The sequence below is a fragment of the Streptomyces sp. NPDC048106 genome (assembly GCF_040706415.1).
Taxonomy (GTDB): Bacteria; Actinomycetota; Actinomycetes; order Streptomycetales; family Streptomycetaceae; genus Streptomyces.
The window spans coordinates 76,060-98,460 of sequence record NZ_JBEZND010000004.1; the positions used below are offsets into that span (position 1 = coordinate 76,060).

Annotated in this window: 24 protein-coding genes and 1 riboswitch; of the genes, 13 read left to right on the plus strand and 11 right to left on the minus strand. The window is 73.6% G+C overall.

Annotated features, from left to right (window positions below; translation table 11 throughout):
* Positions 1-132 precede the first annotated feature (132 nt).
* On the plus strand, positions 133-1,161 hold the full coding sequence (locus AB0927_RS05045; RefSeq protein WP_366666130.1) for a 6-phosphofructokinase: 1,029 nt from the start codon (positions 133-135) through the stop codon (positions 1,159-1,161).
* On the opposite strand, the gene AB0927_RS05050 is transcribed toward AB0927_RS05045, so the two are convergent.
* The gene (locus AB0927_RS05050) at positions 1,131-3,038 is read right to left on the minus strand and encodes an anthranilate synthase family protein (protein ID WP_366666131.1); all 1,908 of its coding nucleotides are present in this window, start codon (positions 3,036-3,038) and stop codon (positions 1,131-1,133) included. The genes AB0927_RS05045 and AB0927_RS05050 overlap by 31 nt on opposite strands.
* Positions 3,039-3,136: 98 nt before the next feature.
* A complete protein-coding gene (locus AB0927_RS05055; protein WP_153816145.1) occupies positions 3,137-3,193 on the minus strand; it encodes a trp operon leader peptide in 57 nt (18 codons plus the stop codon).
* Positions 3,194-3,294: 101 nt separating this feature from the next.
* Here AB0927_RS05055 and AB0927_RS05060 point away from each other — a divergent pair, with 101 nt between their 5' ends.
* Both AB0927_RS05060 and AB0927_RS05065 read left to right on the plus strand, forming a co-directional pair.
* Entirely contained in the window at positions 3,295-4,647 is a 1,353-nt protein-coding gene (locus AB0927_RS05060; RefSeq protein WP_366666132.1) for a class II 3-deoxy-7-phosphoheptulonate synthase, read from the plus strand.
* Positions 4,648-4,817: 170 nt separating this feature from the next.
* Positions 4,818-5,066, plus strand: coding sequence for a (2Fe-2S)-binding protein (locus tag AB0927_RS05065; protein WP_366666133.1), 249 nt, complete (start codon positions 4,818-4,820; stop codon positions 5,064-5,066).
* A gap of 27 nt (positions 5,067-5,093) precedes the next feature.
* Here the strand turns inward: AB0927_RS05065 and bfr are convergent, their stop codons facing one another.
* Positions 5,094-5,579 (minus strand): bacterioferritin, encoded by a 486-nt coding sequence (bfr, locus tag AB0927_RS05070; RefSeq protein ID WP_366666134.1) that lies wholly within the window; start codon positions 5,577-5,579, stop codon positions 5,094-5,096.
* A gap of 189 nt (positions 5,580-5,768) precedes the next feature.
* On the opposite strand from bfr, the gene AB0927_RS05075 reads away from it, so the two are divergent.
* Complete coding sequence (locus tag AB0927_RS05075) at positions 5,769-6,401, plus strand: sulfite oxidase-like oxidoreductase (RefSeq protein ID WP_366666135.1); 633 nt, start codon at positions 5,769-5,771, stop codon at positions 6,399-6,401.
* A 75-nt stretch (positions 6,402-6,476) separates the two neighbouring features.
* On the opposite strand, the gene AB0927_RS05080 is transcribed toward AB0927_RS05075, so the two are convergent.
* The 5 genes from AB0927_RS05080 to thiO form a co-directional block, all read right to left on the minus strand.
* Positions 6,477-7,355: a deoxyribonuclease IV gene (locus AB0927_RS05080; protein WP_366666136.1), complete on the minus strand. Its 879-nt coding sequence runs from the start codon at positions 7,353-7,355 to the stop codon at positions 6,477-6,479.
* 124 nt (positions 7,356-7,479) lie between these two features.
* The gene (pknB, locus tag AB0927_RS05085) at positions 7,480-9,396 is read right to left on the minus strand and encodes a Stk1 family PASTA domain-containing Ser/Thr kinase (protein ID WP_366666137.1); all 1,917 of its coding nucleotides are present in this window, start codon (positions 9,394-9,396) and stop codon (positions 7,480-7,482) included.
* 140 nt (positions 9,397-9,536) lie between these two features.
* Positions 9,537-10,331: a thiazole synthase gene (locus AB0927_RS05090; RefSeq protein ID WP_366666139.1), complete on the minus strand. Its 795-nt coding sequence runs from the start codon at positions 10,329-10,331 to the stop codon at positions 9,537-9,539.
* A 3-nt stretch (positions 10,332-10,334) separates the two neighbouring features.
* Positions 10,335-10,535: a sulfur carrier protein ThiS gene (gene thiS, locus AB0927_RS05095; protein WP_366666357.1), complete on the minus strand. Its 201-nt coding sequence runs from the start codon at positions 10,533-10,535 to the stop codon at positions 10,335-10,337.
* A gap of 17 nt (positions 10,536-10,552) precedes the next feature.
* A complete protein-coding gene (gene thiO, locus AB0927_RS05100; protein WP_366666140.1) occupies positions 10,553-11,764 on the minus strand; it encodes a glycine oxidase ThiO in 1,212 nt (403 codons plus the stop codon).
* Positions 11,762-11,873: riboswitch (TPP riboswitch) on the minus strand. (Overlaps the previous gene by 3 nt.)
* 53 nt (positions 11,874-11,926) lie before the next feature.
* Between thiO and AB0927_RS05105 the strand changes: the two genes are divergently transcribed.
* From AB0927_RS05105 to AB0927_RS05130, 6 genes are all read left to right on the plus strand, one after another.
* Entirely contained in the window at positions 11,927-12,277 is a 351-nt protein-coding gene (locus AB0927_RS05105; RefSeq protein WP_366666141.1) for a hypothetical protein, read from the plus strand.
* 32 nt (positions 12,278-12,309) lie between these two features.
* The gene (locus tag AB0927_RS05110) at positions 12,310-13,545 is read left to right on the plus strand and encodes an FAD-dependent oxidoreductase (protein WP_366666142.1); all 1,236 of its coding nucleotides are present in this window, start codon (positions 12,310-12,312) and stop codon (positions 13,543-13,545) included.
* Positions 13,546-13,648: 103 nt separating this feature from the next.
* On the plus strand, positions 13,649-14,014 hold the full coding sequence (locus tag AB0927_RS05115; RefSeq protein WP_366666143.1) for an Rv2175c family DNA-binding protein: 366 nt from the start codon (positions 13,649-13,651) through the stop codon (positions 14,012-14,014).
* A gap of 93 nt (positions 14,015-14,107) precedes the next feature.
* A complete protein-coding gene (thiE, locus tag AB0927_RS05120; RefSeq protein ID WP_366666144.1) occupies positions 14,108-14,755 on the plus strand; it encodes a thiamine phosphate synthase in 648 nt (215 codons plus the stop codon).
* A 154-nt stretch (positions 14,756-14,909) separates the two neighbouring features.
* On the plus strand, positions 14,910-15,833 hold the full coding sequence (gene metF / locus AB0927_RS05125) for a methylenetetrahydrofolate reductase [NAD(P)H] (protein ID WP_366666145.1): 924 nt from the start codon (positions 14,910-14,912) through the stop codon (positions 15,831-15,833).
* Positions 15,834-15,889: 56 nt separating this feature from the next.
* Complete coding sequence (locus tag AB0927_RS05130; RefSeq protein WP_366666146.1) at positions 15,890-16,789, plus strand: hypothetical protein; 900 nt, start codon at positions 15,890-15,892, stop codon at positions 16,787-16,789.
* A gap of 34 nt (positions 16,790-16,823) precedes the next feature.
* On the opposite strand, the gene AB0927_RS05135 is transcribed toward AB0927_RS05130, so the two are convergent.
* The 3 genes from AB0927_RS05135 to AB0927_RS05145 form a co-directional block, all read right to left on the minus strand.
* Entirely contained in the window at positions 16,824-18,359 is a 1,536-nt protein-coding gene (locus tag AB0927_RS05135) for an NAD(P)/FAD-dependent oxidoreductase (RefSeq protein WP_366666147.1), read from the minus strand.
* Between the two features lie 71 nt (positions 18,360-18,430).
* On the minus strand, positions 18,431-19,033 hold the full coding sequence (locus AB0927_RS05140; RefSeq protein WP_366666149.1) for a DUF4126 domain-containing protein: 603 nt from the start codon (positions 19,031-19,033) through the stop codon (positions 18,431-18,433).
* Positions 19,034-19,266: 233 nt separating this feature from the next.
* On the minus strand, positions 19,267-19,896 hold the full coding sequence (locus tag AB0927_RS05145; RefSeq protein WP_366666150.1) for a TetR/AcrR family transcriptional regulator: 630 nt from the start codon (positions 19,894-19,896) through the stop codon (positions 19,267-19,269).
* A 216-nt stretch (positions 19,897-20,112) separates the two neighbouring features.
* Here AB0927_RS05145 and AB0927_RS05150 point away from each other — a divergent pair, with 216 nt between their 5' ends.
* The 3 genes from AB0927_RS05150 to AB0927_RS05160 all read left to right on the plus strand — a co-directional run bounded on the left by AB0927_RS05150 (position 20,113) and on the right by AB0927_RS05160 (position 22,328).
* Positions 20,113-20,706 (plus strand): SAV_6107 family HEPN domain-containing protein, encoded by a 594-nt coding sequence (locus AB0927_RS05150; protein ID WP_366666151.1) that lies wholly within the window; start codon positions 20,113-20,115, stop codon positions 20,704-20,706.
* Between the two features lie 134 nt (positions 20,707-20,840).
* Positions 20,841-21,668, plus strand: coding sequence for a methyltransferase (locus AB0927_RS05155; RefSeq protein WP_366666152.1), 828 nt, complete (start codon positions 20,841-20,843; stop codon positions 21,666-21,668).
* 276 nt (positions 21,669-21,944) lie between these two features.
* Positions 21,945-22,328 (plus strand): DUF3040 domain-containing protein, encoded by a 384-nt coding sequence (locus AB0927_RS05160; RefSeq protein ID WP_366666153.1) that lies wholly within the window; start codon positions 21,945-21,947, stop codon positions 22,326-22,328.
* The last annotated feature ends 73 nt before the right edge of the window (positions 22,329-22,401 follow it).

A 22,401-nucleotide genomic window follows, 5' to 3' on the forward strand; every position in this document is an offset into this window, starting at 1 on the left:
CGCCGCTCCCGCGACCGCGCCCCCGACTCCGGTGTGAATCCACCTGATTCACCCGTACCGCCTCTCCCGATGTGACACGCATCACCATTAGCGTGACGAAGCGTCAGGCACTGCGGGTGAAGGGACATTTCCATGCGGGTCGGAGTACTGACCGGAGGCGGCGACTGCCCCGGGCTCAACGCCGTCATCCGGGGCATCGTGCGCAAGGGCGCACAGGAGTACGACTACGAGTTCGTCGGCTTCCGGGACGGCTGGCGGGGCCCCCTCGAAGGCCGCGCCGTCCGCCTCGACATCCCCGCCGTGCGCGGCATCCTGCCCCGCGGCGGCACCATCCTCGGCTCCTCCAGGACCAACCCCCTCAAGATCGAGGGCGGCATCCGCCGGATCAAGGACAACCTCGCCAAGCAGGAGGTCGAGGCCCTGATCGCGATCGGCGGCGAGGACACCCTCGGGGTGGCCGCGCGGCTGTCCGACGAGTACGGCGTGCCGTGCGTCGGCGTGCCCAAGACCATCGACAACGACCTGTCCGCCACCGACTACACCTTCGGCTTCGACACCGCCGTCAACATCGCCACCGAGGCCATCGACCGGCTGCACACCACCGCCGAGTCCCACATGCGGGTCCTGGTCTGCGAGGTGATGGGCCGGCACGCCGGCTGGATCGCCCTGCACTCGGGCCTCGCCGGCGGTGCCAACGTCATCCTCATCCCCGAGCAGCGCTTCGACCTCGACCAGGTGTGCGCCTGGATCACCTCCCGCTTCAAGGCGTCGTACGCCCCGATCGTGGTGGTCGCCGAGGGCGCCATGCCCAAGGACGGCGACATGGTGCTCAAGGACCAGTCGCTGGACTCCTTCGGGCATGTGCGGCTGTCCGGGGTCGGCGAGTGGCTGGCCAAGGAGATCGAGAAGCGCACCGGCAAGGAGGCCCGCACCACCGTCCTCGGGCACATCCAGCGCGGCGGCACCCCCAGCGCCTTCGACCGCTGGCTCGCCACCCGCTTCGGGCTGCACGCCGTGGACTGCGTCCGCGACGGCGACTTCGGCAAGATGGTCGCCCTGCGCGGCACCGACGTCGTGCGTGTGCCCCTCACCGAGGCGACCGCCAAGCTGAAGACGGTCGACCCGAAGCTCTACGAGGAGGTCGGGGTGTTCTTCGGCTGAGACGCCGTAGCCGGGCTGTGGGCCGCACCGCCGGCCCGCAGCCGCTCCGTCAACTCCCCTACGATCGCCGACCCGTTGATCGTCAGCACCGACTCCGGGTGGAACTGCACGCCCGCGAAACCGGGGCCCCGTACGGCGTGCAGCTCGCCGTTCGCCGCCCGGCTCACCTCGACGCCGTGCGCCGCCAGCTCCCGCTCCGCCTCCTCGTCGCAGCGGGCGGTGAAGCTGTTGTAGAAGCCGACCGTCTCGGGGCGTCCGAACAGCTCGATCTCCGTCTGCGCCCCCTGGTACGGCACCTGCTTGCGGACGATGTCCAGCCCCAGCTCCGCCGCGATCAGCTCATGGCCGAGGCAGACGCCCAGCACCCCGTGCCGGTGCTCCCGGAGCACGTCGGCGGTGAGCGCCCGCAGGAACCGCATCTTCGGATCGGCCAGGTCGCGGGGGTCGCCGGGGCCGGGGCCCAGCACCACCGGGCCCTCGTGCGCGAGCACCGCGGCCCGCAGCCCCGGCGCGTCGTACCGCCGTACCGTCACCTCCAGGCCCGTCGAGCGCAGCAGGTGGGCCAGCATCGCGGTGAAGGTGTCCTCGCCGTCGACCACCAGGGCGTGACCGGTCACCGCCGCGGCCGGCTGCCGCATCCGCAGCCAGAACGGGGCGAGCGCGGCCCGCCGTCCGTCCAGCGCGGCCCGCACCCGGGGGTCGTCGGCCAGCCGGGGCAGCTCCCGCTCCGCGCGCGGCCGCCCCGGCCGCACCCCGAGCGCCGCGAGCACGCCGGCCGCCTTCGCGTGCGTCTCGGCGACCTCGCCCGCCGGGTCCGAGCCGCGCACCAGCGTGGCCCCGACGGGCACCCGCAGCCGCCCGTCCGCGTCGATGTCGGCGGTGCGGATCAGGATGGGGGAGTCGAGGGTCGCCGCGCCGCCCGCGTCCTTGCCGAGAAGGGCCAGCGCACCGGCGTAGTACCCCCGCCCCCCGACCTCGTGCCGCTCGATCACCCGGCACGCGTTCTGCACCGGCGACCCGGTGACCGTCGCCGCGAACATGGTCTCCCGCAGCACCTCCCGGACGTCCAGGGAGGATCTGCCGCGCAGCTCGTACTCGGTGTGCGCCAGGTGGGCCATCTCCTTCAGACGCGGCCCGACGACGACCCCGCCCATGTCGCCGACGGTGCACATCATCTTCAGCTCCTCGTCGACGACCATCGACAGCTCCTCGATCTCCTTGCGGTCGGCGAGGAAGCCGAGGAGGTGCTCCGGCGTCGGGCCCCCGGCGGGGTAGCGGTAGGTCCCGCTGATCGGGTTCATGACGACCGTGCCGCCGGTCATCCGCACATGCGCCTCCGGGCTCGCGCCGACCAGCGTGCGGGTCCCGGTGTGCACCACGAACGTCCAGTACGCCCCGCGCTCGCCCTCCAGCAGCCGCCGGAACAGCGCCAGGGCGTCCGCGCGCCCGAACCCCGGCACCGTGCCCCGGTACGTCCGCCGGATCACGAAGTTCGCGCCCTCGCCCCGGCCGATCTCCTGCTCCAGGACCCGCCCGACGATCCCGGCGTACTCCTCGTCGTCCACGTCGAAGCCGCCGTCCTCGACCCGCACGTCGTGTCCGGGCAGCCGCGACAGCGCCTCGGCCACCGGGAGCTCGTACGACTCCTCGGGCGTCAGCACCAGGAGCGGGGTGCCGTCGTCGCGGACGTCGAAGCCGCGCTCGCGGATCTGCCGGAACGGCACCAGGGCGAGGCCCGTCTCCGGCAGCTCGGCGAGCCGCTCCCGGCGCTCGACCGGGCCGATCAGCACCTCCACCGGGTGCTCGGCGCGGCCGGGCACGCGGCGGCGCAGCAGGGCGAAGGGGCGGGGGTCGGACAGCAGGTCCATGAGGTCCACGGGCGGGCTCCTACTCGATCGGGTGAGGGAGAGGAACGGCCCCGGAAACACCGAAGGCCGCCCCTCGGGCGGCCTTCGCGAAGTCTGGGTGCGCGCGATCAGTGGGCCGCCGGAGAAGCGGTCCACCACCAGTTCTGGTCGGAAAGCGCGAACATGCCGAAGACCCTACCGCACACCCTGTCCACGAGGCAGTCGCCGCGTCTCACTTTTCGGGCGACTCGTGGAACAGGGGACACGACCCCGTAATGTGTACGAGGTGACCGTGAACGCTAAGACCAGCGCGAGCGCTGGCAACACCTGGCGAGACCTGCCCGCGGCGCAGCAGCCCGAGTACCCCGACCCCGAGGCTCTGCGCGCAGTGATCGCGGACCTCGAGTCGTATCCGCCGCTCGTCTTCGCGGGCGAGTGCGACCAGCTGCGCGCCCGGATGGCGGCCGTCGCCAAGGGAGAGGCGTTCCTCCTCCAGGGCGGCGACTGCGCCGAGGCGTTCGACGCGGTGTCCGCCGACCAGATCCGGCAGAAGCTCAAGACGCTGCTCCAGATGGGCGCCGTCCTCACCTACGCGGCCTCCGTGCCCGTCGTGAAGGTCGGCCGGATCGCCGGGCAGTACTCCAAGCCGCGCTCCAAGCCCACCGAGACCCGCGACGGCGTGACGCTGCCGACCTACCGGGGCGACTCGGTCAACGGCTTCGACTTCACCGAGGCCAGCCGCGTCCCGGACCCGGAGCGGCTGAAGCGGATGTACCACGCCTCGGCGTCCACGCTGAACCTGGTCCGCGCCTTCACCACCGGCGGGTACGCCGACCTGCGCCAGGTGCACGCCTGGAACCAGGACTTCGTGAAGACCTCCCCCTCCGGCCAGCGCTACGAGCAGCTGGCCCGGGAGATCGACAGCGCGCTGAACTTCATGCGGGCCTGCGGCACCGACCCGGAGGAGTTCAAGACCGTCGAGTTCTTCTCCTCGCACGAGGCGCTGCTGCTGGACTACGAGTCCGCCCTGACCCGGGTCGACTCCCGCACCGGCAGGCTGTACGACGTCTCCGCGCACATGGTGTGGATCGGTGAGCGCACCCGCCAGCTCGACCACGCGCACATCGAGTTCGCCTCGAAGATCCGCAACCCGATCGGCATCAAGCTCGGCCCCACCACCACGGCCGAGGAGGCGCTGCGCTACATCGACCGCCTCGACCCCGAGCGGGAGCCGGGCCGGCTGACCTTCATCGTCCGCATGGGCGCCGACAAGATCCGCGACCGGCTGCCCGAGCTGGTCGAGAAGGTCACGGCGTCCGGCGCGACGGTGGCCTGGGTGACCGACCCGATGCACGGCAACACCTTCGAGGCGGCCTCCGGGCACAAGACCCGCCGCTTCGACGACGTGCTCGACGAGGTCAAGGGCTTCTTCGAGGTGCACAAGGGCCTCGGCACCCACCCGGGCGGCATCCACGTGGAGCTGACCGGCGACGACGTCACGGAGTGCGTGGGCGGCGGCGACGAGATCTTCGTCGACGACCTGCACCAGCGCTACGAGACGGCTTGCGACCCCCGGCTCAACCGCAGCCAGTCCCTGGACCTGGCGTTCCTGGTCGCGGAGATGTACCGGGACCAGTGAGCACCGCGCCCTTCGACGAAGGGCGTTCCGGAGCGCGCGTCTGGGGCGCGGATCACATGGGATCCGCGCCCTCGCCCTTTTGCGGCCGCGAAGCGACGGGTAAGGTTAGGTTTGCCTCACCGGGAACGGGATGGCAGAGTCACGGCGATCCCGTCGGGAGGTGAGTCCGCGTGTACGTGTGCAGTTGCTTCGGCATCACCGAGGCCCAGGTCAAGCAGCATGCGGAGGACGGCGCCTGCACCCCGCGCCAGATCGCCTCGGCGTGCAAGGCGGGCACGGACTGCGGCGGCTGCGTGCGCCGCATCCAGGCCCTGCTCGGCCGGGGCGCCTGCCCCCGCCGCGAGCTGATCGACCGACGCGCGCCCGCGCCGCTGGAGCGGCTGGGCGAGACGGCCGACCGGCTGGACGACGCCGCCTAGCGGCCCCCGGCCCCCGGCGCCCGGCCCCTACGCGTCCGGCTGGGTCTGCTCGATCACCGTCGAGATGTAGAGCGCCTCGCCCAGCTTGTCCACCAGTTCGAGCTGGGTGTCCAGGTAGTCGATGTGCAGCTCCTCGTCGGCGAGGATGGTCTCGAAGACGTTCGCGGACGTGATGTCGTCCTTCTCGCGCATGATCCGCACGCCCCGGCGCAGCCGGTCGATCGCCTCGACCTCGACCTGCCGGTCCGCCTCGAACATCTCCCTGACGGTCTGCCCCACCCGGACATGGAAGAGCCGCTGGTAGTTCGGCAGCCCGTCGAGCAGCAGGATGCGGTCGGTCAGGAGTTCCGCGTGCCGCATCTCGTCGAAGGACTCGGCGCGGGTGTACCGGGCGAGCTTGGACCAGCCCTTGTGGTCCTGGAGCTTGGCGTGCAGGAAGTACTGGTTGATCGCCGTCAGCTCGGCGGTCAGCTGTTCGTTGAGCAGTTCGATGATCTCCGGGTCGCCCTCCATCGCGGCGGCTCCTTCCACGCGGACGTCTCCCACACGGCTGTCGGGGGAGGTGAGGGCCGCATGATTGCATCGGAGGAGAAGATCGTCCAGTAAGTGCGGACTTAGTAAATGTGTTGATGTCTGATGATGTCTGCCCGTTTTGCCGGGGGGCGGTCGGGGGCACCGCCCGAGGTCTGTCAGGATGGAGACATGGGTCATCCGGTGGAGCGAGAGTCTGGAGCAGCGGCAGGGTCCGGGCTTCCGCCGGGGCAGCGACTCCAGCGCGGCTGGCCGGTCACGCACTACGGACCCGTCCCCAAGTTCCGGCCCGAGCGCTGGGACTTCCGGGTGTTCGGCGCCACCGCCGACGGCGAGAAGCACTGCTGGAACCACGAGGAGTTCACGGCCCTGCCGTACGCCACCGTGGTGGCCGACCTGCACTGCGTGACCAAGTTCAGCATGCTGGGCGCGGAGTGGGGCGGGGTCCCGGCGGCCACGATCGTGGAGCTGGCCCCGCCGGCCCCTGACGTCACCCATGTGATGGTCTGGGCGGAGTACGGCTTCAGCTCCAACCTCCGCCTCACGGACTTCCTCTCCGACCGCGCCCTCTTCGCCACCCACAAGGACGGCGAACTCCTCACCGCCGAGCACGGCTTCCCGGTCCGCCTGATCGTGCCCCATCTGTACGCCTGGAAGGGGCCCAAGTGGGTGCGGGGGGTCGAGTACATGACGGCCGACCGGCGCGGGTTCTGGGAGGAGCGGGGGTACCACAACGTGGGTGACCCGTGGAAGGAACAGCGCTACTCGTACCAGGAGGAGCCGGGGGAGGGGCCGGAGCTGTGACGACGGGCCGGTCCGCCGCCCCGACGGCTCCGGCCGGCCGTCTCCGAGGCCGCGCCGATCGTCGCCGAGGCCCGGTCAGCCGTCCCTGAGGCGCTTGAGCCGGGCCACGTCCGCGGCGTGGCCCTCCTGGCCGCCCGGCGTCTCGATGACCAGCGGGACGCCCGCGGTCGCCGGATGGCGCATCAGGGCGCGGAAGGGCTCCTCGCCGATGTGGCCGGAGCCGATGTTCTCGTGCCGGTCCTTGTGCGCGCCGACCACGTCCTTGGAGTCGTTGGCGTGGATCAGCTTCAGCCGGCCCTCGCCGACGGTCTCCACCAGCAGGTCGAGGGTCTGGCGCATGCCGGCCGGGCCGGTCAGGTCGTGCCCGGCGGCGAAGATGTGGCAGGTGTCCAGGCACACGCCCAGCTTCGGATGGGCGTCCAGTGCCTCGAAGTACGGCCCGAAGTCCCAGGTCCGCGAGCACAGCGAGGCGCCCTGCCCCGCGGTGGACTCCAGCAGCAGGAACGGGTCGTCGTCATGGGTCAGCTCGTCCAGCAGCGGCAGCATGTGCTCCCGCACCTGCTTCAGCGCCACCTCCCGGGCCCGCCCGCCGGTCGCGCTGCCGGTGTGCACCACCACACCGAGCGCGCCGATCTCCCGCCCCCGCCGCAGCGAGTGCCGCAGCGATTCCACCGACTTCTCCACGGTCGCCTCGGTGTGCGAGCCGAAGTTGATCAGGTAGGGGGCGTGGACGTACGCCGGGACCGACTCCTCGGCGCAGGCCGCGCGAAAGGCCTCGTCCTGCTTCGGGTTCCCGGCGGGGGTGGCCCAGCCGCGCGGGTTGGCCACGAAGACCTGCACGGTCTCCGCCTTCAGCGCACGGGCGTACGACAGCCCCACGGAGTGCAGGCCGCCGGCCACCGGGACATGGCCGCCGACGGGATTGCGCAGGGGGGAGGAGGGTTCGGGACTCACCCGTTCAGGGTGTCATGTCCGCCGGGGCGCCCGGACCGGGGCCCGGCGTGAACCCCGTCACCGGACTCCCGGGCTCCCGTACTCACGGACTCCCGTACTCACGGACTCCCGGACTCAGGCGGACTCACCGGATGGTGATCGTGATCGTGGACCCCTTGGGCGCGGTCCCGCCGCCCTCGACGGACTGCTTCTTCACGGTGTCGCCGAACAGCCCGAGGATCCCGCGGTCCTCCTGGACCTTGAACCCCGCGTCCTCCAGCGCCTGGTGGGCCTCGTCGACGCTGTCGCCCGTCACGTCCGGGACCTCGATCATCTGCGGGCCCTTGGACAGGGTGAGCGTCACCGTGTCGCCCACGGCGGCCTGTCCGCCCTCGCCGGGGCTCTGCCGGGCCACCTTGCCCTTGTCGTACTCGGAGTTGACCTGCCCGCTCGCGATCTCCACCTTGAGCCCGGCGCCCGTCAGCTCCTGCCGCGCGTCGGCCGGGTCCTCGCCGGTGACGTCCGGCACGTCGACGGGGCTGCCCTTGCTGACGATCAGCGCGATCGCCGAGCCCGCGTGCCGCTCGGTGCCCGGCACCGGGACCGTGGAGACCACGGCGCCCTGGTCGACGGCGTCGCTGAAGCGCCGGGTGACCATGCCCGGCTCCAGCCCGGCCGCCCTGAGCTTCTGCCGGGCCTTCGCGAGCGGCAGGTTGACGAGGTCCGGCACCTTGACCGTCTCCGGGCCGAGCGAGACGGTCAGCGTCACCGCGTCGTGGTCCCGGATCCGGGCCCCGGGCGCCGGGTCGGTGCTGATCACGCTGCCGCGCTCGACGGTGTCGTCGTAGGTCCGCCTGACCGTGCCGACGTCGAGCCCGGCCGACTTCAGCCGGTCCCTCGCCTGCGCCTCGGTCTTCGTCAGCAGCGGGGGGACCTTGGTGAACTGTCCCGAGTTGATGTACCAGACCCCGGTGCCGGCGCCGAGCACCAGGAGCACGGCGATGGCGAGGGTGAGCATGAGCCGCCGGGACCGGCGCGGGGGCGGCACGGGCGCGGTCCGGAACCGGGCGGTGGGGCTGTCGCCGTCGCCGGCGCCGTCCTCGTTCACGGGAAGCGGCCTGGGCACCGTCAGCGCGCGGGGGATCACGCTCGTGCGGTTCTCCGCGTTCTCGTGCTCCACCGTCCGCGCCTGGGGCGGTACGGCGTCGAGCTGCTCCGCGGTCAGCGCCGCGTGGGCCTCGCGGGCCAGGGCGAGCAGCGCGACCGCGTCGTACGGGCGCACCTCGGGGGTGCGGGCGGTGGCCGCCGCGACCAGCTCGTCCAGCGGGGGCGCCAGCCCCGGCACCAGGGCCGAGGGCGGCGGCACGTCCTCGTTTATGTGCCGGTAGAGCACCTGGGCGGGGGAGTCCCCGGAGTGCGGCTTCGCGCCGGTCAGCATCTCGTAGAGGACGACCCCGCAGGCGTACACGTCGACGCGCGGGTCGGTGGTGCCCTGGTCGAGCTGCTCCGGGGCGAGGTAGGCGACGGTGCCGAGCACGGCACCGGTCGTACTGGTCACCGTGTCCACCGAGCGGACCAGGCCGAAGTCGGCGACCTTGACCCGGCCGTCGTCGCCTATCAGCACGTTCTCGGGCTTCATGTCCCGGTGCACGAAACCGGCCCGGTGCGCGGCGCCGAGCGCGGCGAGCACCGGCTCCAGGATGTCCAGCGCGGCGCGCGGCCGCAGCGCCCCGCGCTCGCGCAGCACGTCCCGCAGGGTGCACCCGGCGACGTACTCCATCGCCATGTACACATACGACGCGTCGGTGCCCTGGTCGAAGACCTGCACCACGTTGGGGTGGTCGAGCCGCGCGGCGGACTTCGCCTCCCGGATGAACCGCTCCACGAACGCCCCGTCGGCCGCCAGCGCCGGGTGCATCACCTTCAGCGCCAGCACCCGGTCCAGACGCGTGTCCAGTGCCCGGTACACCGTCGCCATCCCACCGGCCGCGATCCGCGCGTCCACGCGGTACCGGCCGTCGAGCACGTGCCCGACGAGGGCGTCCTGAAGGGTCATGTCCACACGCCGAGTCTACGAGCCCGCACCGGCGTCCCGGCCCCGCCGGGAGCCCCCACCGGCCCACTGGAGCGGACCTGTGACGCTTCCCACGCGGGGACGGGATAATTCCGCGGCCGAGAGCAGGCCGGGGAACCGGTATCGGCTCAGAACGCGGGACGCTCGGGGTCGAGCGCGGCCAGCCCCTCCGCGGGAGACGACGCCTGCGCCCAGTACCGGCGGGGGATCCGCCCCGCCACCCGGGCCAGCCGCCCCGCCTGAACCGCGTGCCGCATCGCCGCCGCCATCACCTCCGGCTCCTGCGCCCGCGTCACCGCCGACGCCAGCATCACCCCGGCGCACCCCAGCTCCATCGCCAGCGCCACGTCCGACGCCGTCCCCGCTCCCGCGTCCAGGATCACCGGCACCCCCGCCCGCTCCACGATGAGCTGGAAGTTGTGCGGGTTGCGGATGCCGAGCCCCGACCCGATCGGCGACCCCAGCGGCATCACCGCCGCGCACCCCACGTCCTCCAGCTTCCGCGCGAGCACGGGATCGTCGTTGGTGTACGGCAGCACCGTGAACCCGTCGTCCACCAGCGTCTCCGCCGCCTCCAGCAGCTCCACCGGATCCGGCAGCAGCGTCCGCTCGTCGGCGATGACCTCCAGCTTCACCAGCGAGGTGCCCAGCGCCTCCCGGGCGAGCCGCGCCGTGAGCACGGCCTCCCCGGCGGTGAAACACCCCGCCGTGTTGGGCAGCACCCGGATGCCGAGCTTCGTCAGCACGGACAGCACCGAGCCGTGCACGGACGGATCCACCCGCCGCATCGCGACCGTGGTCAGCTCCGTCCCGGACGCGACCAGCGCCCGCTCCAGCGTCTCCAGGCTGGGCGCGCCGCCCGTCCCCATGATCAACCGCGACCCGAAGGCCGTACCCCCGATGACAAGGCGATCGTCGCTCATCGGTCAGCCCCCCTGCACCGCGGTGAGCACCTCGACGCGGTCGCCCTCGGCGAGCGCCGTCCCCGTCCACAGCGACCGCGGCACGACCGTCTCGTTGACGGCGGCCGCCACCCCGGAAGGTGCCCGCACGAGGGACCGTACGACGGCGTCGAGCACGGTCCCCGGCGCGACCTCGCGGCGCTGCCCGTTGACGGAGATGGTGATGGCGGACGACACGGCGCTCATACGGGCTGCTCCACTCGCTGCGTGCGGAGCGCGCCGAAGCGCTCCGGTGTGAACGGACGGGCTTCCTCGGGCAGCGGGCCACCGGCCAGCAACTGCCCCATCACATCCCCGGTGACCGGCGTGAGCAGCACCCCGTTGCGGTGGTGCCCGGTCGCCAGCAGCAGCCCCTCGATCCCGGACGGCCCGAGCAGCGGCGCGTTGTCGGGGGACCCGGGCCGCAGCCCGGCCCGCGTCTCGGTGAGCGGCAGCTCGGTGATGCCCGGCACCAGCTCGTGCGCGTCGCGCAGCAGCTCGTACACCCCGCCCGCGGTGACCGTGGTGTCCCAGCCCGTCTCCTCGGTGGTGGCGCCGACGACCAGCTCGCCGTTCTCCCGGGGGACGAGGTACACCTGCCCGCCCCGGACCACGGCGCGCACGGTACGGCTGAGGAACGGCGCGTACCGCTCGGGCACCGTCAGCCGCAGCACCTGCCCCTTCACCGGCCGCACCGGCGGCAGCACCGCCTCGGGCACCCCCGCGAGCCGCCCGCTGAGACTGCCGCCCGCGAGCACCACCTGCCCGGCGGCCAGCGCCGTACCGTCCGCGGTGGTGACCCCGGTGGCCCGGTCCCCCACGGTGTCCAGCCGCTCGGCCCACACCCGGTGGAACACCACTCCGGCCCGCTCGCACGCGGTCACCAGCGCCGCGGCCAGCCGGCGCGGATCGATCTGGTGGTCGCCGTCGACCCGCAGCCCCCCGCGCACGCCGGGCGCCAGCATCGGTTCGAGCCGGCGGCACTCCCGCCCCGTCAGCCACTCCGCGTCCAGGCCGCAGCGCCGCTGGAGGGCGTGCAGTTCGCGCAGGTGGGCGCGGTCGTCGGCGTCCAGCGCGACCGCGAGCGTGCCGCAGCGCCGGTAGCCGAGGTCCCGGCCGCTCGCCTCGGTCAGCTCGGCCACGAAGCCGGGGTAGCGGCGCGCCGACTCCAGGTTGAGGGCGAGCAGAGTCTCCTCGCCGTAGTGCAGTTCGGTGACCGCGGCCAGCATCCCCGCCGCGACCTGCGCGGCCCCGCCGCCCGGCGCGGGGTCCACCACCGCCGTGGCGAGCCCGCGGCACGCCGCGCGCCAGGCCGTGACCAGGCCGATGATCCCGCCCCCGATGACGAGGACGTCGGATGTGCGGGACGCGTTCGGCGGGCCCTTGGGTGACGTATCGGACGTACGTGACGGCATGGGCGTCCAGCCCCTCCCTTCGCCGGCATGACCCGGATCAGGTTCGTACGGTCGGAGGCCGCCAGCCTCCCTCTCAGCCCGGTGCGTCCGGGCTCCCGCGAGTGCTTGTACGGTGGCCACCCTAGCCCGCCGCCCTCATCACCCGTAAGGGAGCCCTCGGTCATGCCCCTGTCGCTGGACGGACTCGTCCTCGCCCCCGTCGCCGACCAGTCGGCGGGCCAGGTGGGAACCCGGACCCGCTTCGCCTACCACGAGAAGGACGGCGCGGTCTGGGCCGACTACCAGGGCGGCGACATCGTCCGCGGCCATCTGGTCGGCACCCGCGCGGGGGACCGCCTGGACTTCCGGTACGTGCAGCTGCGCACGGACGGCACCACGGCCTCGGGCCACTGCGTGTCCACGGTCGTGGAGCTGCCCGACGGCCGGGCGCGCCTGGAGGAAAGCTGGGAATGGGAGTCCGGCCCCGGCTCCGGCACGAGCGTCGTGGAACAGGTCACCGCGCCCACCCGATGACCGACTGATCGCCGTCTGTCTATGGTGACCGGGTGAGCGAGCAGACAGCCCGGGAGGGCACGGCAGGGACGCGACGCGTGGTCGTCGTCGGCGCGGGCATGGCCGGGGTGCAGACCGCGGTCGCCCTGCGGGAAGCGGGCTTCGCGGGCCAGGTGACCGTCATCGGCGCCGAACCGCACCAGCCGTACGACCGGCCGCCGCTGTCCAAGGCGGTCCTGCTCGGCAAGGCCGAGGGGTCCGCCTTCGACCTCGACTTCGAGGCGCTCGGCGTCGAACTGCGGCTCGGCTGCGAGGTCGTCGGCGCCCGCCCCGCCGACCACGAACTGGACACCGGGACGGGCCCGGTGCCCTACGACGTCCTGGTGCTGGCCACCGGCGCCGAACCGGTCACCCTGCCCGGCACCGAGGGCGTCCCCGGGGTGCATCTGCTGCGCACCCTGGACGACGCCGAACGGCTGCGGCCCGTGCTCGCCATGCAGCACGACATCGTGGTCGTCGGCGCGGGCTGGATCGGCGCCGAGTTCGCCACGGCCGCCCGGGAGGCGGGCTGCGCGGTGACCGTCGTCGAGGCCGCCGACCGGCCGCTCGCCGGGGTGCTGCCCGCCGAGGTCGCCGCGCCCATGGCCGGCTGGTACGCCGACAGCGGCGCCGAACTGCGCACCGGCGCGCGGGTGGAGCGCGTCGAGCCCGGCGCGGTGGTGCTCGCCGATGGCACGCGGCTGCCCGCGGGCGCGGTCGTGGTCGGCATCGGCGCCCGCCCCGCCACCGGCTGGCTGGCCGGCTCCGGCATCGAACTGGGCTCGTCCGGCGAGGTCGTCACCGACGCCCGGCTGCGCGCCTCCGCGCCCGATGTGTACGCCGTCGGCGACTGCGCCTCCTTCCCCTCGGCCCGCTACGGCGAACGGCTGCTCGTCCACCACTGGGACAACGCCCTCCAGGGCCCGCGCACCGTCGCCGCCGACATCCTCGGCGAGGCCGCCGCCGACTACGACCCGGTGCCGTACTTCTGGTCCGAGCAGTTCGGCCGCTTCGTCCAGTACGCCGGGCACCACGCCGCCGCCGACCGCCTGGTCTGGCGCGGCGACCCCGCGGGCCCGGCCTGGACGGTGTGCTGGCTGCGCGAGGACCGGCTGGTCGCCCTGCTGGCCGTGGGCCGGCCGCGCGACCTGGCCCAGGGCCGGAAGCTGATCGAGGCGGGCCGCGCGATGGACGCGGAGGCGCTGGCGGACCCGGCGAGGCCGCTGAAGGACGCCACGGCCGGCCGGTGAGGGCCGCCGGGGCGCGGGGAATCGCGTGACCGGCGCCCCGAAGGGCCGCGGCCGGACCGTGGCACAGGGCACCACCCCCGGCCGAACGCCTACGCTAGTACCCGTGACCGAGATTGACACGAAGACCGACGCTCTCGTCCCCGCCTGGCTCACCCTCCCCGACATCGCCGAACAGTTCGGCGTCGAGGTGACGCGGGTGCGGCAGCTGGTCAAGGACGGCCAGCTCATCGCCGTACGCCGAGGTGAGAACCGCGCGCTGCACGTCCCCGCCGCCTTCATCGACGGGGACAAGGTCGTCAAGGGCCTGTCCGGCACCCTGACGCTCCTGCGGGACGACGGCTTCACGGACGAAGAGATGATCGAGTGGCTCTTCACCCCCGACCCGACCCTGCCCGGCACCCCCGCGCAGGCCCTCAGCGAGAATCGCGGCACGGAGGTGAAGCGCCGCGCCCAGGCGCTCGCCGTCTGAGCCCGCCCGCCCGAGGAACCGGCGTACGGCGCCCCGCGCGCCGTACGCCACCCGCCGACCCAGCAGACACACCGACCCCGGGGGGACCCACGCATGTCCGACACCGCCCGCGCCGAACTCGCCGACGCCCGTCTGTACCTGTGCACGGACGCGCGCAGGCGCCAGGGCGACCTCGCCGAGTTCCTGGACGCGGTGCTGGCCGGCGGCGTCGACATCGTGCAGCTGCGTGACAAGGGCATGGAGGCCGCCGAGGAGCTGGCGGCCCTGGAGGTCTTCGCCGAGGCATGCGCCCGCCACGGCAGACTCCTCGCGGTCAACGACCGGGCCGACGTCGCCCACGCCGCCGGCGCCGACGTGCTCCACCTCGGCCAGGGCGACCTGCCGGTCCCCGCGGCCCGCGCGATCCTCGGCGACGACGTGCTGATCGGCCGTTCCACCCACACCGAGGACGAGGCCGCCGCGGCCGCCGTCCAGGAGGGCGTGGACTACTTCTGCACCGGGCCCTGCTGGCCCACCCCCACCAAGCCCGGCCGTCCCGCGCCGGGCCTCGGCCTGGTCCGGTACACGGCCGCGCTCGGCACCGAGCGCCCCTGGTTCGCCATCGGCGGCATCGACCTCGGCAACCTCGACGAGGTGCTGGAGGCCGGGGCCCGCCGGGTGGTCGTGGTCCGCGCGCTCACCGAGGCCGACGACCCGGGCGCCGCCGCGGCGGAGTTCGCCGAGCGGCTGCGGCGGTCCTGAGGGCCTGTCGGGGGACCCCTCAGGGACCTGTCGGGGGACCCGTCAGGGGGCCCGTCTCGGGAGTCCGTCCCAAGGGGTGGACGGTAAGTCGACAATTCGGGCAAATTTCCGGGGTTCGGTTGGGGGACCGCCGTCCCCTGGCTAACCTGCCCGTATGGCCCTCGGAACCGCATCCACCAGGACTGATCGCGCACGCACCGTGCGCGACATGCTCGCCGGCGGCAAGACCACGTACTCCTTCGAGTTCTCGGCACCGAAGACCCCCAAGGGCGAGCGGAACCTGTGGAGCGCGCTGCGCAGGGTCGAGGCGGTCGCCCCCGACTTCGTCTCCGTCACCTACGGCGCCGGCGGTTCGACCCGCGCGGGCACCGTCAAGGAGACCCAGCAGATCGTCGCCGACACCACGCTCACCCCGGTCGCCCACCTCACCGCGGTCGACCACTCCGTCGCCGAACTGCGCAACATCATCGGCCAGTACGCGGACGCCGGGATCCGCAACATGCTCGCCGTGCGCGGCGACCCGCCCGGCGACCCCATGGGCGACTGGGTGCCGCACCCCCGGGGCCTGACCTACGCGGCCGACCTGGTGCGCCTCATCAAGGAGTCGGGCGACTTCTGCGTGGGCGTCGCCGCCTTCCCGGAGATGCACCCCCGCTCCTCGGACTGGGACACCGACGTCGCCCACTTCGTGGACAAGTGCCGCGCGGGCGCCGACTACGCCATCACCCAGATGTTCTTCCAGCCGGATTCCTATCTGCGGCTGCGCGACCGGGTGGTGGACGCGGGCTGTGACACCCCGGTCATCCCGGAGATCCTGCCGGTCACGAGCGTGCGGATGCTGGAACGGCTGCCCAAGCTCAGCAACGCACAGTTCCCGGACGTCCTCAAAGAGCGGATCCTCGCAGCGAAGGACGATCCGGCGGCGGTACGCTCCATCGGTATCGACTTCGCCACGGAGTTCTGTGCGCGACTGCTGTCCGAAGGCGTGCCCGGACTGCACTTCATCACGCTCAACAGTTCCACGGCGACCCTGGAGATCTACGAGAACCTGGGCCTGCACCACCCCCCGCAGGCCTAGACCTGCCGCACCGTGTTGCGACACACTGCGTAACGGCCACTGGGAGAGGGGCGTACATGGGCTGGACGGTCCTCTACATCGCATTCGGCGGCGTCGCGCTGTGGTTGCTCGGCGAGGTGCTGCTCCAGTACAAGGCGCGGCTGCGCTGGCGGCTGCTCGCCTTCGCCGGCTTCCTCGGCGTGGTGCTCGGCGTCATGATGCCGTCCGTCCTCGTGATCGGGGCGGGCGCGATCGCCTTCGCGATCGGCCAGACCCTCGTCACCCTGTCCTTCCGCCGCGGCTTCGCGGCCGGCTGGGCGGTCCGCCGCCCCGACGCCGAGGCCGTCGAGTCCGGCGGCAGCAAGCGCCGTCGCGGCCGCTCCGACCACCCCGCCCCGGCGGACGCCCCCGCCCCCACCGCCGACGACCCGGCCCCCGGCCAGGACGCGTACGGCCAGGGCGGCGCCTTCCCGGCCGCGGACGCCTACGACGAGTACGACCGCGACGACGTCTTCTCGCCCGCGCGCCAGCAGGCCGCCGATGCCGTCTACGAGCCGCAGCCCCTGCCCGACGACACCGGCAACTACGGCGTCTACGGCGACACCGCCGCCCACGCCGCCCCCCAGCCGGGCCAGTCCTACGACTACTCCGGCTACGGACAGCAGCAGGGCTACGGCTACGACGCCGCCCCCCAGCAGGGCTACGCCAACTACTCCGACCCCTACATCGGCAGCCAGCCCTACCCCGGCACCGGCTACGACCCCGGCTACGGCCAGCAGTACGGCCAGCAGCCCTACCCCCAGGACCCGTACGCCACCGGCGGCTACGGCGAGACCCCGGCCGGCGGGGTGTGGGTGCCGCAGCAGCGCACCGTCGAGGACCACGGCGGCGAACTCCCGCAGGAGCAGCCGTATCCCTACCAGGGCCACGGCCAGCAGCAGCCGGGCACCGGGTACGACGAGCAGTACCGCTACTGAGATCCGGGCACCCGCCCGGCTCAGGCCCCCGGGGTCACTGCGAGCCCCGGAAGCCCGGACCTTCCACGATCAGCCCCGACACCAGCGCGCCCGACATGCCCGCGTGCGGCAGCCCGCCGCCCGGGTGGGCCCAGCCGCCGACGGCGAACAGGCCCGGTACCTCCGTGGCGTTGCCCGGGTGCAGCGCGCCTTGCGGGGCGGCCAGCGCGGGCGGCGGGACCGCGCCCCCCGTGGCACCGGTCTCCCGCGCGGTGTCCAAGGGGGTGCGCACCTCGCGCCACAGGATCCGCTCCCGCAGTCCGGGCACCGCGCGCTCGGCGGCGGTGACCATGCGCTCGGCGAACGCGTCGGCGACCCCCGGCGCGCCCCAGTCGTACCGCGTCGCCGCCGGGACCGTCGCCGTCAGGACCATCGACTCGTGCGCGTCGTCGGGGCGCAGCGCCGGATCGTCGGGCCGGTCGACCCGGACCGTCGGCAGCCCCGGCGGGCTGCCGTGCCGGAACAGCTCCAACTCGCCCTCGGCGTCGGCCGAGTGCACCACCGTGCGGTGCGCGGCGCCGGGCTCGCGGGCGCCGCGCAGGGCCAGGCAGACCACCATCCGCCCCGGGAACCGGTCCTCGGGCTCCGGAGCGACCGCCCCCGGCCCGTACGGCGCCTCCTCGGTCAGGCCGGCCAGCCGCCAGGGCCGCGCCCCGACCACGAAGTCCGCCTCGACCACGCTCCCCGTCCCGGAGCCGGCGGCCGGGGAGGCGCCCCCGCCCAGCTCGACCCCCGCCGCCCGGCCGTCCTCGTACAGGACCCGGGTGACCTCGGCGCCGAAGACGAACTCGACCCGCCGGGCAAGGCACCGCTCGTACACCGCGCGCGCCAACTCCCGTATCCCGCCGCGCACATACCAGGTGCCGAAGGCGTGCTCCATGTACGGCAGCACGGCCGCGCTCGCCGGGGCGGTGGCCGGGTCGACGCCGTAGGCCAGCGCATGTCCGGCGAGCAGCGCGGCCAGCCGGGGGTCGCGCAGTTCCCAGGCGCCGATCTCGGCCAGGGTGGCCGCCCGCCGGGTGCGCAGCAGCCGCTTGTGCGGGACCGCCGGGTACGGCTCCTTCTCCGTCAGCACCCGCCAGTCGGACCACAGCGGCTCCTCCAGCAGCGGCCGGCGGGTGCGGTCCCAGGCCTCGCGGGAGCGCACCAGGAAGTCGCCCCAGCGCGCGCCCGCGCCGCCGCCCAGCGCCTCGTCCAGAGCCGCGACGACCCCGGCGCGCGAGGCGTTCGGCAGGGCCACCTCGGTGCCGTCCGCGAAGAGGTGCCGCGAGGACGGGTCGACCTGCACCAGCTCGACGCGGTCCTCCAGCGGCTCCTTGCCGGTCTTGACGAACAGGTCGCGGTAGACGGCGGGCAGCGTCAGCAGCCCCGGGCCGGTGTCGAAGCCGAACCCGTCCCGCTCGAAGCGGCGCACGCCGCCGCCGTACGTGTCCGTGCGCTCGTACACCACCACCCGGTGGCCCGCGACGGCCAGCCGGGCGGCGGCCGCCATCGCGCCCATTCCGGCGCCCATCACCGCGATCCGTGCCATGTCCGCGACTCTAGCGACCACCGCCGGCCATCCGGCCGCCGGGCGGGTCCGGGCAGCTCAGAACCCTCGCCTCAGAACCCCCGCACGGCCAGCCGGCGCTCCTGCTTGCGCTGGGCGCGGCGGCGCCGGAAGCGGCGGATGCGGGAGATCAGGAAGAACAGCGCGGCCAGCCCCGTGGCCAGCAGCACCGCGACGACGACCGCCGCCGCCTCCGGATGGAAGACGGCGAAGGAGACCACCGCGCCGACGCCCAGGTCCTCGCCGATGCTCAGCGCGATGTTGCTGAACGGCTCCGGCGAGGCGTTGACCGCCATCCGCGTCCCGGCCTTGACCGAGTGACTGGCCAGCGCCGTCGCACCGCCGATCACCGCGGCCGCCACCTCCGAGTAGGAGCCGCTGTGCCCGGCGAGCAGCGCGCCCACCCAGGCGCCCGCGGCGGGCCGGATCACGGTGTGCACGGAGTCCCATACGGAGTCGACGTAGGGCACCTTGTCGGCGGCCGCCTCGCACAGGAACAGCACGCCCGCGACGACCAGCACCTCGGGCCGCTGGAGGGCCTCGGGGACGCCGTCGCTCACCCCGGTCACGCCGAACAGGCCGAGCAGGAGCACCACCGCGTAGGCGTTGACGCCGCTGGCCCAGCCACTGGTGAAGACGAGGGGGAGTACGGACACGCAGGCGATCGTAGCGAGGCCCGGGGGCGCCCGTCCTGAGCATGTACACGTAGGCCTGAGTATCCGTACCTAGGTCACCGGATGAGTAGGCGCACGGATGAGCGGGGCGGGGCCGGGACGGGAGAGTGGAGGCACGGCAAGGGGGCGTGGCCCGGCACCGCCGGCACGGGGCGGCGGAACGGCGCCCGCCGCCTTCCGTGTGCCGCCCGGCGGCTTTCGTGTGCCCCGGCTGCTCAGACCCTGCCGCTGACCCGGCCCTGGAGCAGCCGGGACAGGGCCGCGTGCACGTCGTCCAGGGAGCGCTGCGGCTGGAAGGACTTCCAGTCCAGCGCGGCCACCAGCACCATGCCGACCAGGGCGGCCGCGGTGAGCTGGACGTCGATCTCCTCGTGGAACTCGGCCGCCGCCACGCCCTCGCGCAGCACGCCCTCGACCACCGCGACCGCCTCCTGGCGCACCACCGTCAGCGTGGACTGCCAGGACCGGTTGGTGCGCCACAGCTCGGCCACGTAGAGCTGGGTGAAGGCCGGATAGCGGTCGATGAAGACCAGGCCCGCGCGGATCATCGCGTCCAGCGCGGCCACCCGGCTGCCGCCCTCGCGCGCGGTCTGCTCCGCGGCCTCCTTCAGGGAGGCGGTGAGCAGGCTGACGCCGTGCCGCAGCAGCTCCTCGAAGAGGACCGACTTGCTCGCGAAGTTGTAGTAGACGGTGCCCTTGGCCACTCCGGCCCGCTCGGCGATCTCGTCCACGGTGGTCGCGGAGAAGCCCTGTTCGGCGATGAGCGTGACGGCCGCCTCGTAGAGCTTCTGCCGGGTGGCCTCCCGGCGCGGAGTGCCGCCGGACCTGGCGCTGCTGCTTTCCATGGCACCGATTCTCACAGGTACGCGCGCCCGCCCGTCCCCGCGGGGCTCACGGCTGGCTCCGGGCACGGCCGGTCCGGCACCCGGACGAACCCGCCGCCGGGGCGGGCCGGTTGAGCGGCGGGGGCGAAAGCCCAGGCCGGAACGGATTGTCAGTGGCATACCGCACGATGGGCACATTCGGCACCCGTGCCGTCACCAGACGACAGGAGGTTCGTCATGGCCCACTCCTCCGCGGCCGCCGCACACCCGCGCCGCGCCCTCGGCCCTGCCCCCTCACTGACCGGCACCACCCCCGCCCCGGCCGGCGCCGCGAGCGATGTGCACCCCGTGCTCCGGCAGGCCACGGCCCCGCCCGCCGCCCTCGACCTGCTCGCCCAGGCCCGCGCCGGACTGGCGGAGGCCACCACCCTGGAAACGCCGAACGAGCGCTATGCGACGGCCCACCTCGCCGCCCTGCGCACCGCCGCCGCCGTGCTCGCCGCCCGCGGCCGCCCCGAGACCTCCCCGCGCCGCCGAGCCCGCATCCGCAGCGCCTGGGAGGTACTGCCCGAGATCGCCCCCGAGCTGACCGAGTGGAGCGCGCTCTTCGCCTCCGGCGCCGCCCGCCGGGCCCGCGCCGAGGCCGGCATCCGGGACGCGGCGAGCCGACGGGACGCCGACGACCTCATACGGGACGTGGCGATGTTCCTGCGCCTCGTGGAGCGGATGCTCGTCCTCCAGCCGGTCCTGCCCCGGCTGCGCCAGGACCCCGGAGGCCCCGGCGCCGCCGACGGCCAGGGAGCCCGCCGTGACCTACCGGATGCGGGCTGACCACGCCTGGTGCGCCCGGCGTCCGCCGAGCGAGACGGACACGGCCGCGGCCACCACGATGACCAGGCAGAGCACCGAAGGCAATAGGGTGGAGACGCCTGAAAGACTCCAGCCCTGCCGAGGAGCCAACTGCCGTGCCGGACCCGATGCGCCCGCCCCTCTCCCCTCACCACCCGCACACGGCGTCGCTGCGCTCCGACCGCTCCGGCACCCGCGCCTCGCTGCGCACCGCCGTCGTCTCGGAGGTACTCCAGGACGCCCTGGACCGACGGGTCAAGGCGGCGGGCCGGGACGCGCTGGACGTCCTCGACACCGGGGGCGGCAGCGGCAACTTCGCCGTGCCCCTGGCCCGCCTCGGCCACCGGGTCACCGTGGTCGACCCCAGCCCGAACGCGCTGTTCGCGCTGGAGCGCCGGGCCGCCGAGGCAGGCGTCGCCGACCGGGTCAAGGGCGTCCAGGGCGACGCCCACGGCCTGTTCGACGTGGTCGAGCGCGGCGGCTACGACGCGGTGCTGTGCCACGGCGTCCTGGAGTACGTGGACGACCCGGCCGAGGGCCTGCGCAACGCGGTCGCGGCCCTGCGCCCCGAAGGCGTCCTCAGCCTGCTGGCCGCGGGACTCGGCGGCGCCGTGTTCGCCCGCGCTCTCGCCGGTCACTTCACCGAGGCCCGGCAGGCCCTCCAGGACCCCGACGGCCGCTGGGGCAGCGGCGACCCGATGCCGCGCCGCTTCACCGCCGACCAGCTGACCGCGCTCGTCGAGGGCGCGGGCCTCAGGGTCGGCGCGGTGCACGGCGTGCGGGTCTTCGCCGATCTCGTGCCCGGCGTCCTGGTGGACACCGAGCCCGCCGCGCTGGACGCGTTGCTGCGGCTGGAGGCGGCCGCGGCCGAGCTGCCCGCGTTCCACTCCGTGGCCACCCAGCTGCACGTGCTCGGCGAGACGCGGGGCGCCGCCGAGGTCTGAGTTACGGGGCCGACCGGCGCTGATCAGGGCATCGGCGGCGAATGGAGTACAGCACAAGACCCCCGATCGTGGGGTTTGCGCCGTATGATCGAGGTACACCACCCGGCATGACGGGTCGGCCGCCGGGGAAGGGAAGCATCGGCGGGTCGGGACGGCCATGACGGGACCCCGGTTGGTCAATTGGCGTAGAGGGGCGGGTTTCACGGGGGCGATTCCCTGCCTATCCTGAAGGGACCCCCCAGGTCGCCCCGGCGACCGCACAATGAGGAGGACTCCGTGCCGCTCTCGGAGCACGAGCAGCGCATGCTCGAGCAGATGGAGCGAGCGCTGTACGCCGAAGATCCCAAGTTCGCGTCAGCGCTTGAGGGAAGCGGGCTGCGTACGTACACCCGGCGGCGGGTCTACCAGGCGGTCGCGGGCTTCCTCGTGGGTATCGCGCTCCTCATGGCCGGAATGGTCGCCCAGCTGATCTGGGTCAGCGTCGTCGGTTTTCTCGTCATGCTCGGGTGCGCGGTTCTCGCTGTCACCGGCTGGCGCAAGGCGCCCAAGCCGGGGGAACGACCCGCGGGCGCCGTGCGGCGCCCGCCGCGGGCCAAGCGGTCCATGATGGACCGGATCGAGGACCGGTGGCAAAGACGCCGGGACGAACAGGGCCGGTAGCCCCGCGGGTTCGGCCGGACTTTCCTGAGGGGTGACCACCAGTACCGGTGGTCACCCCTCAGCCATGTCCCGG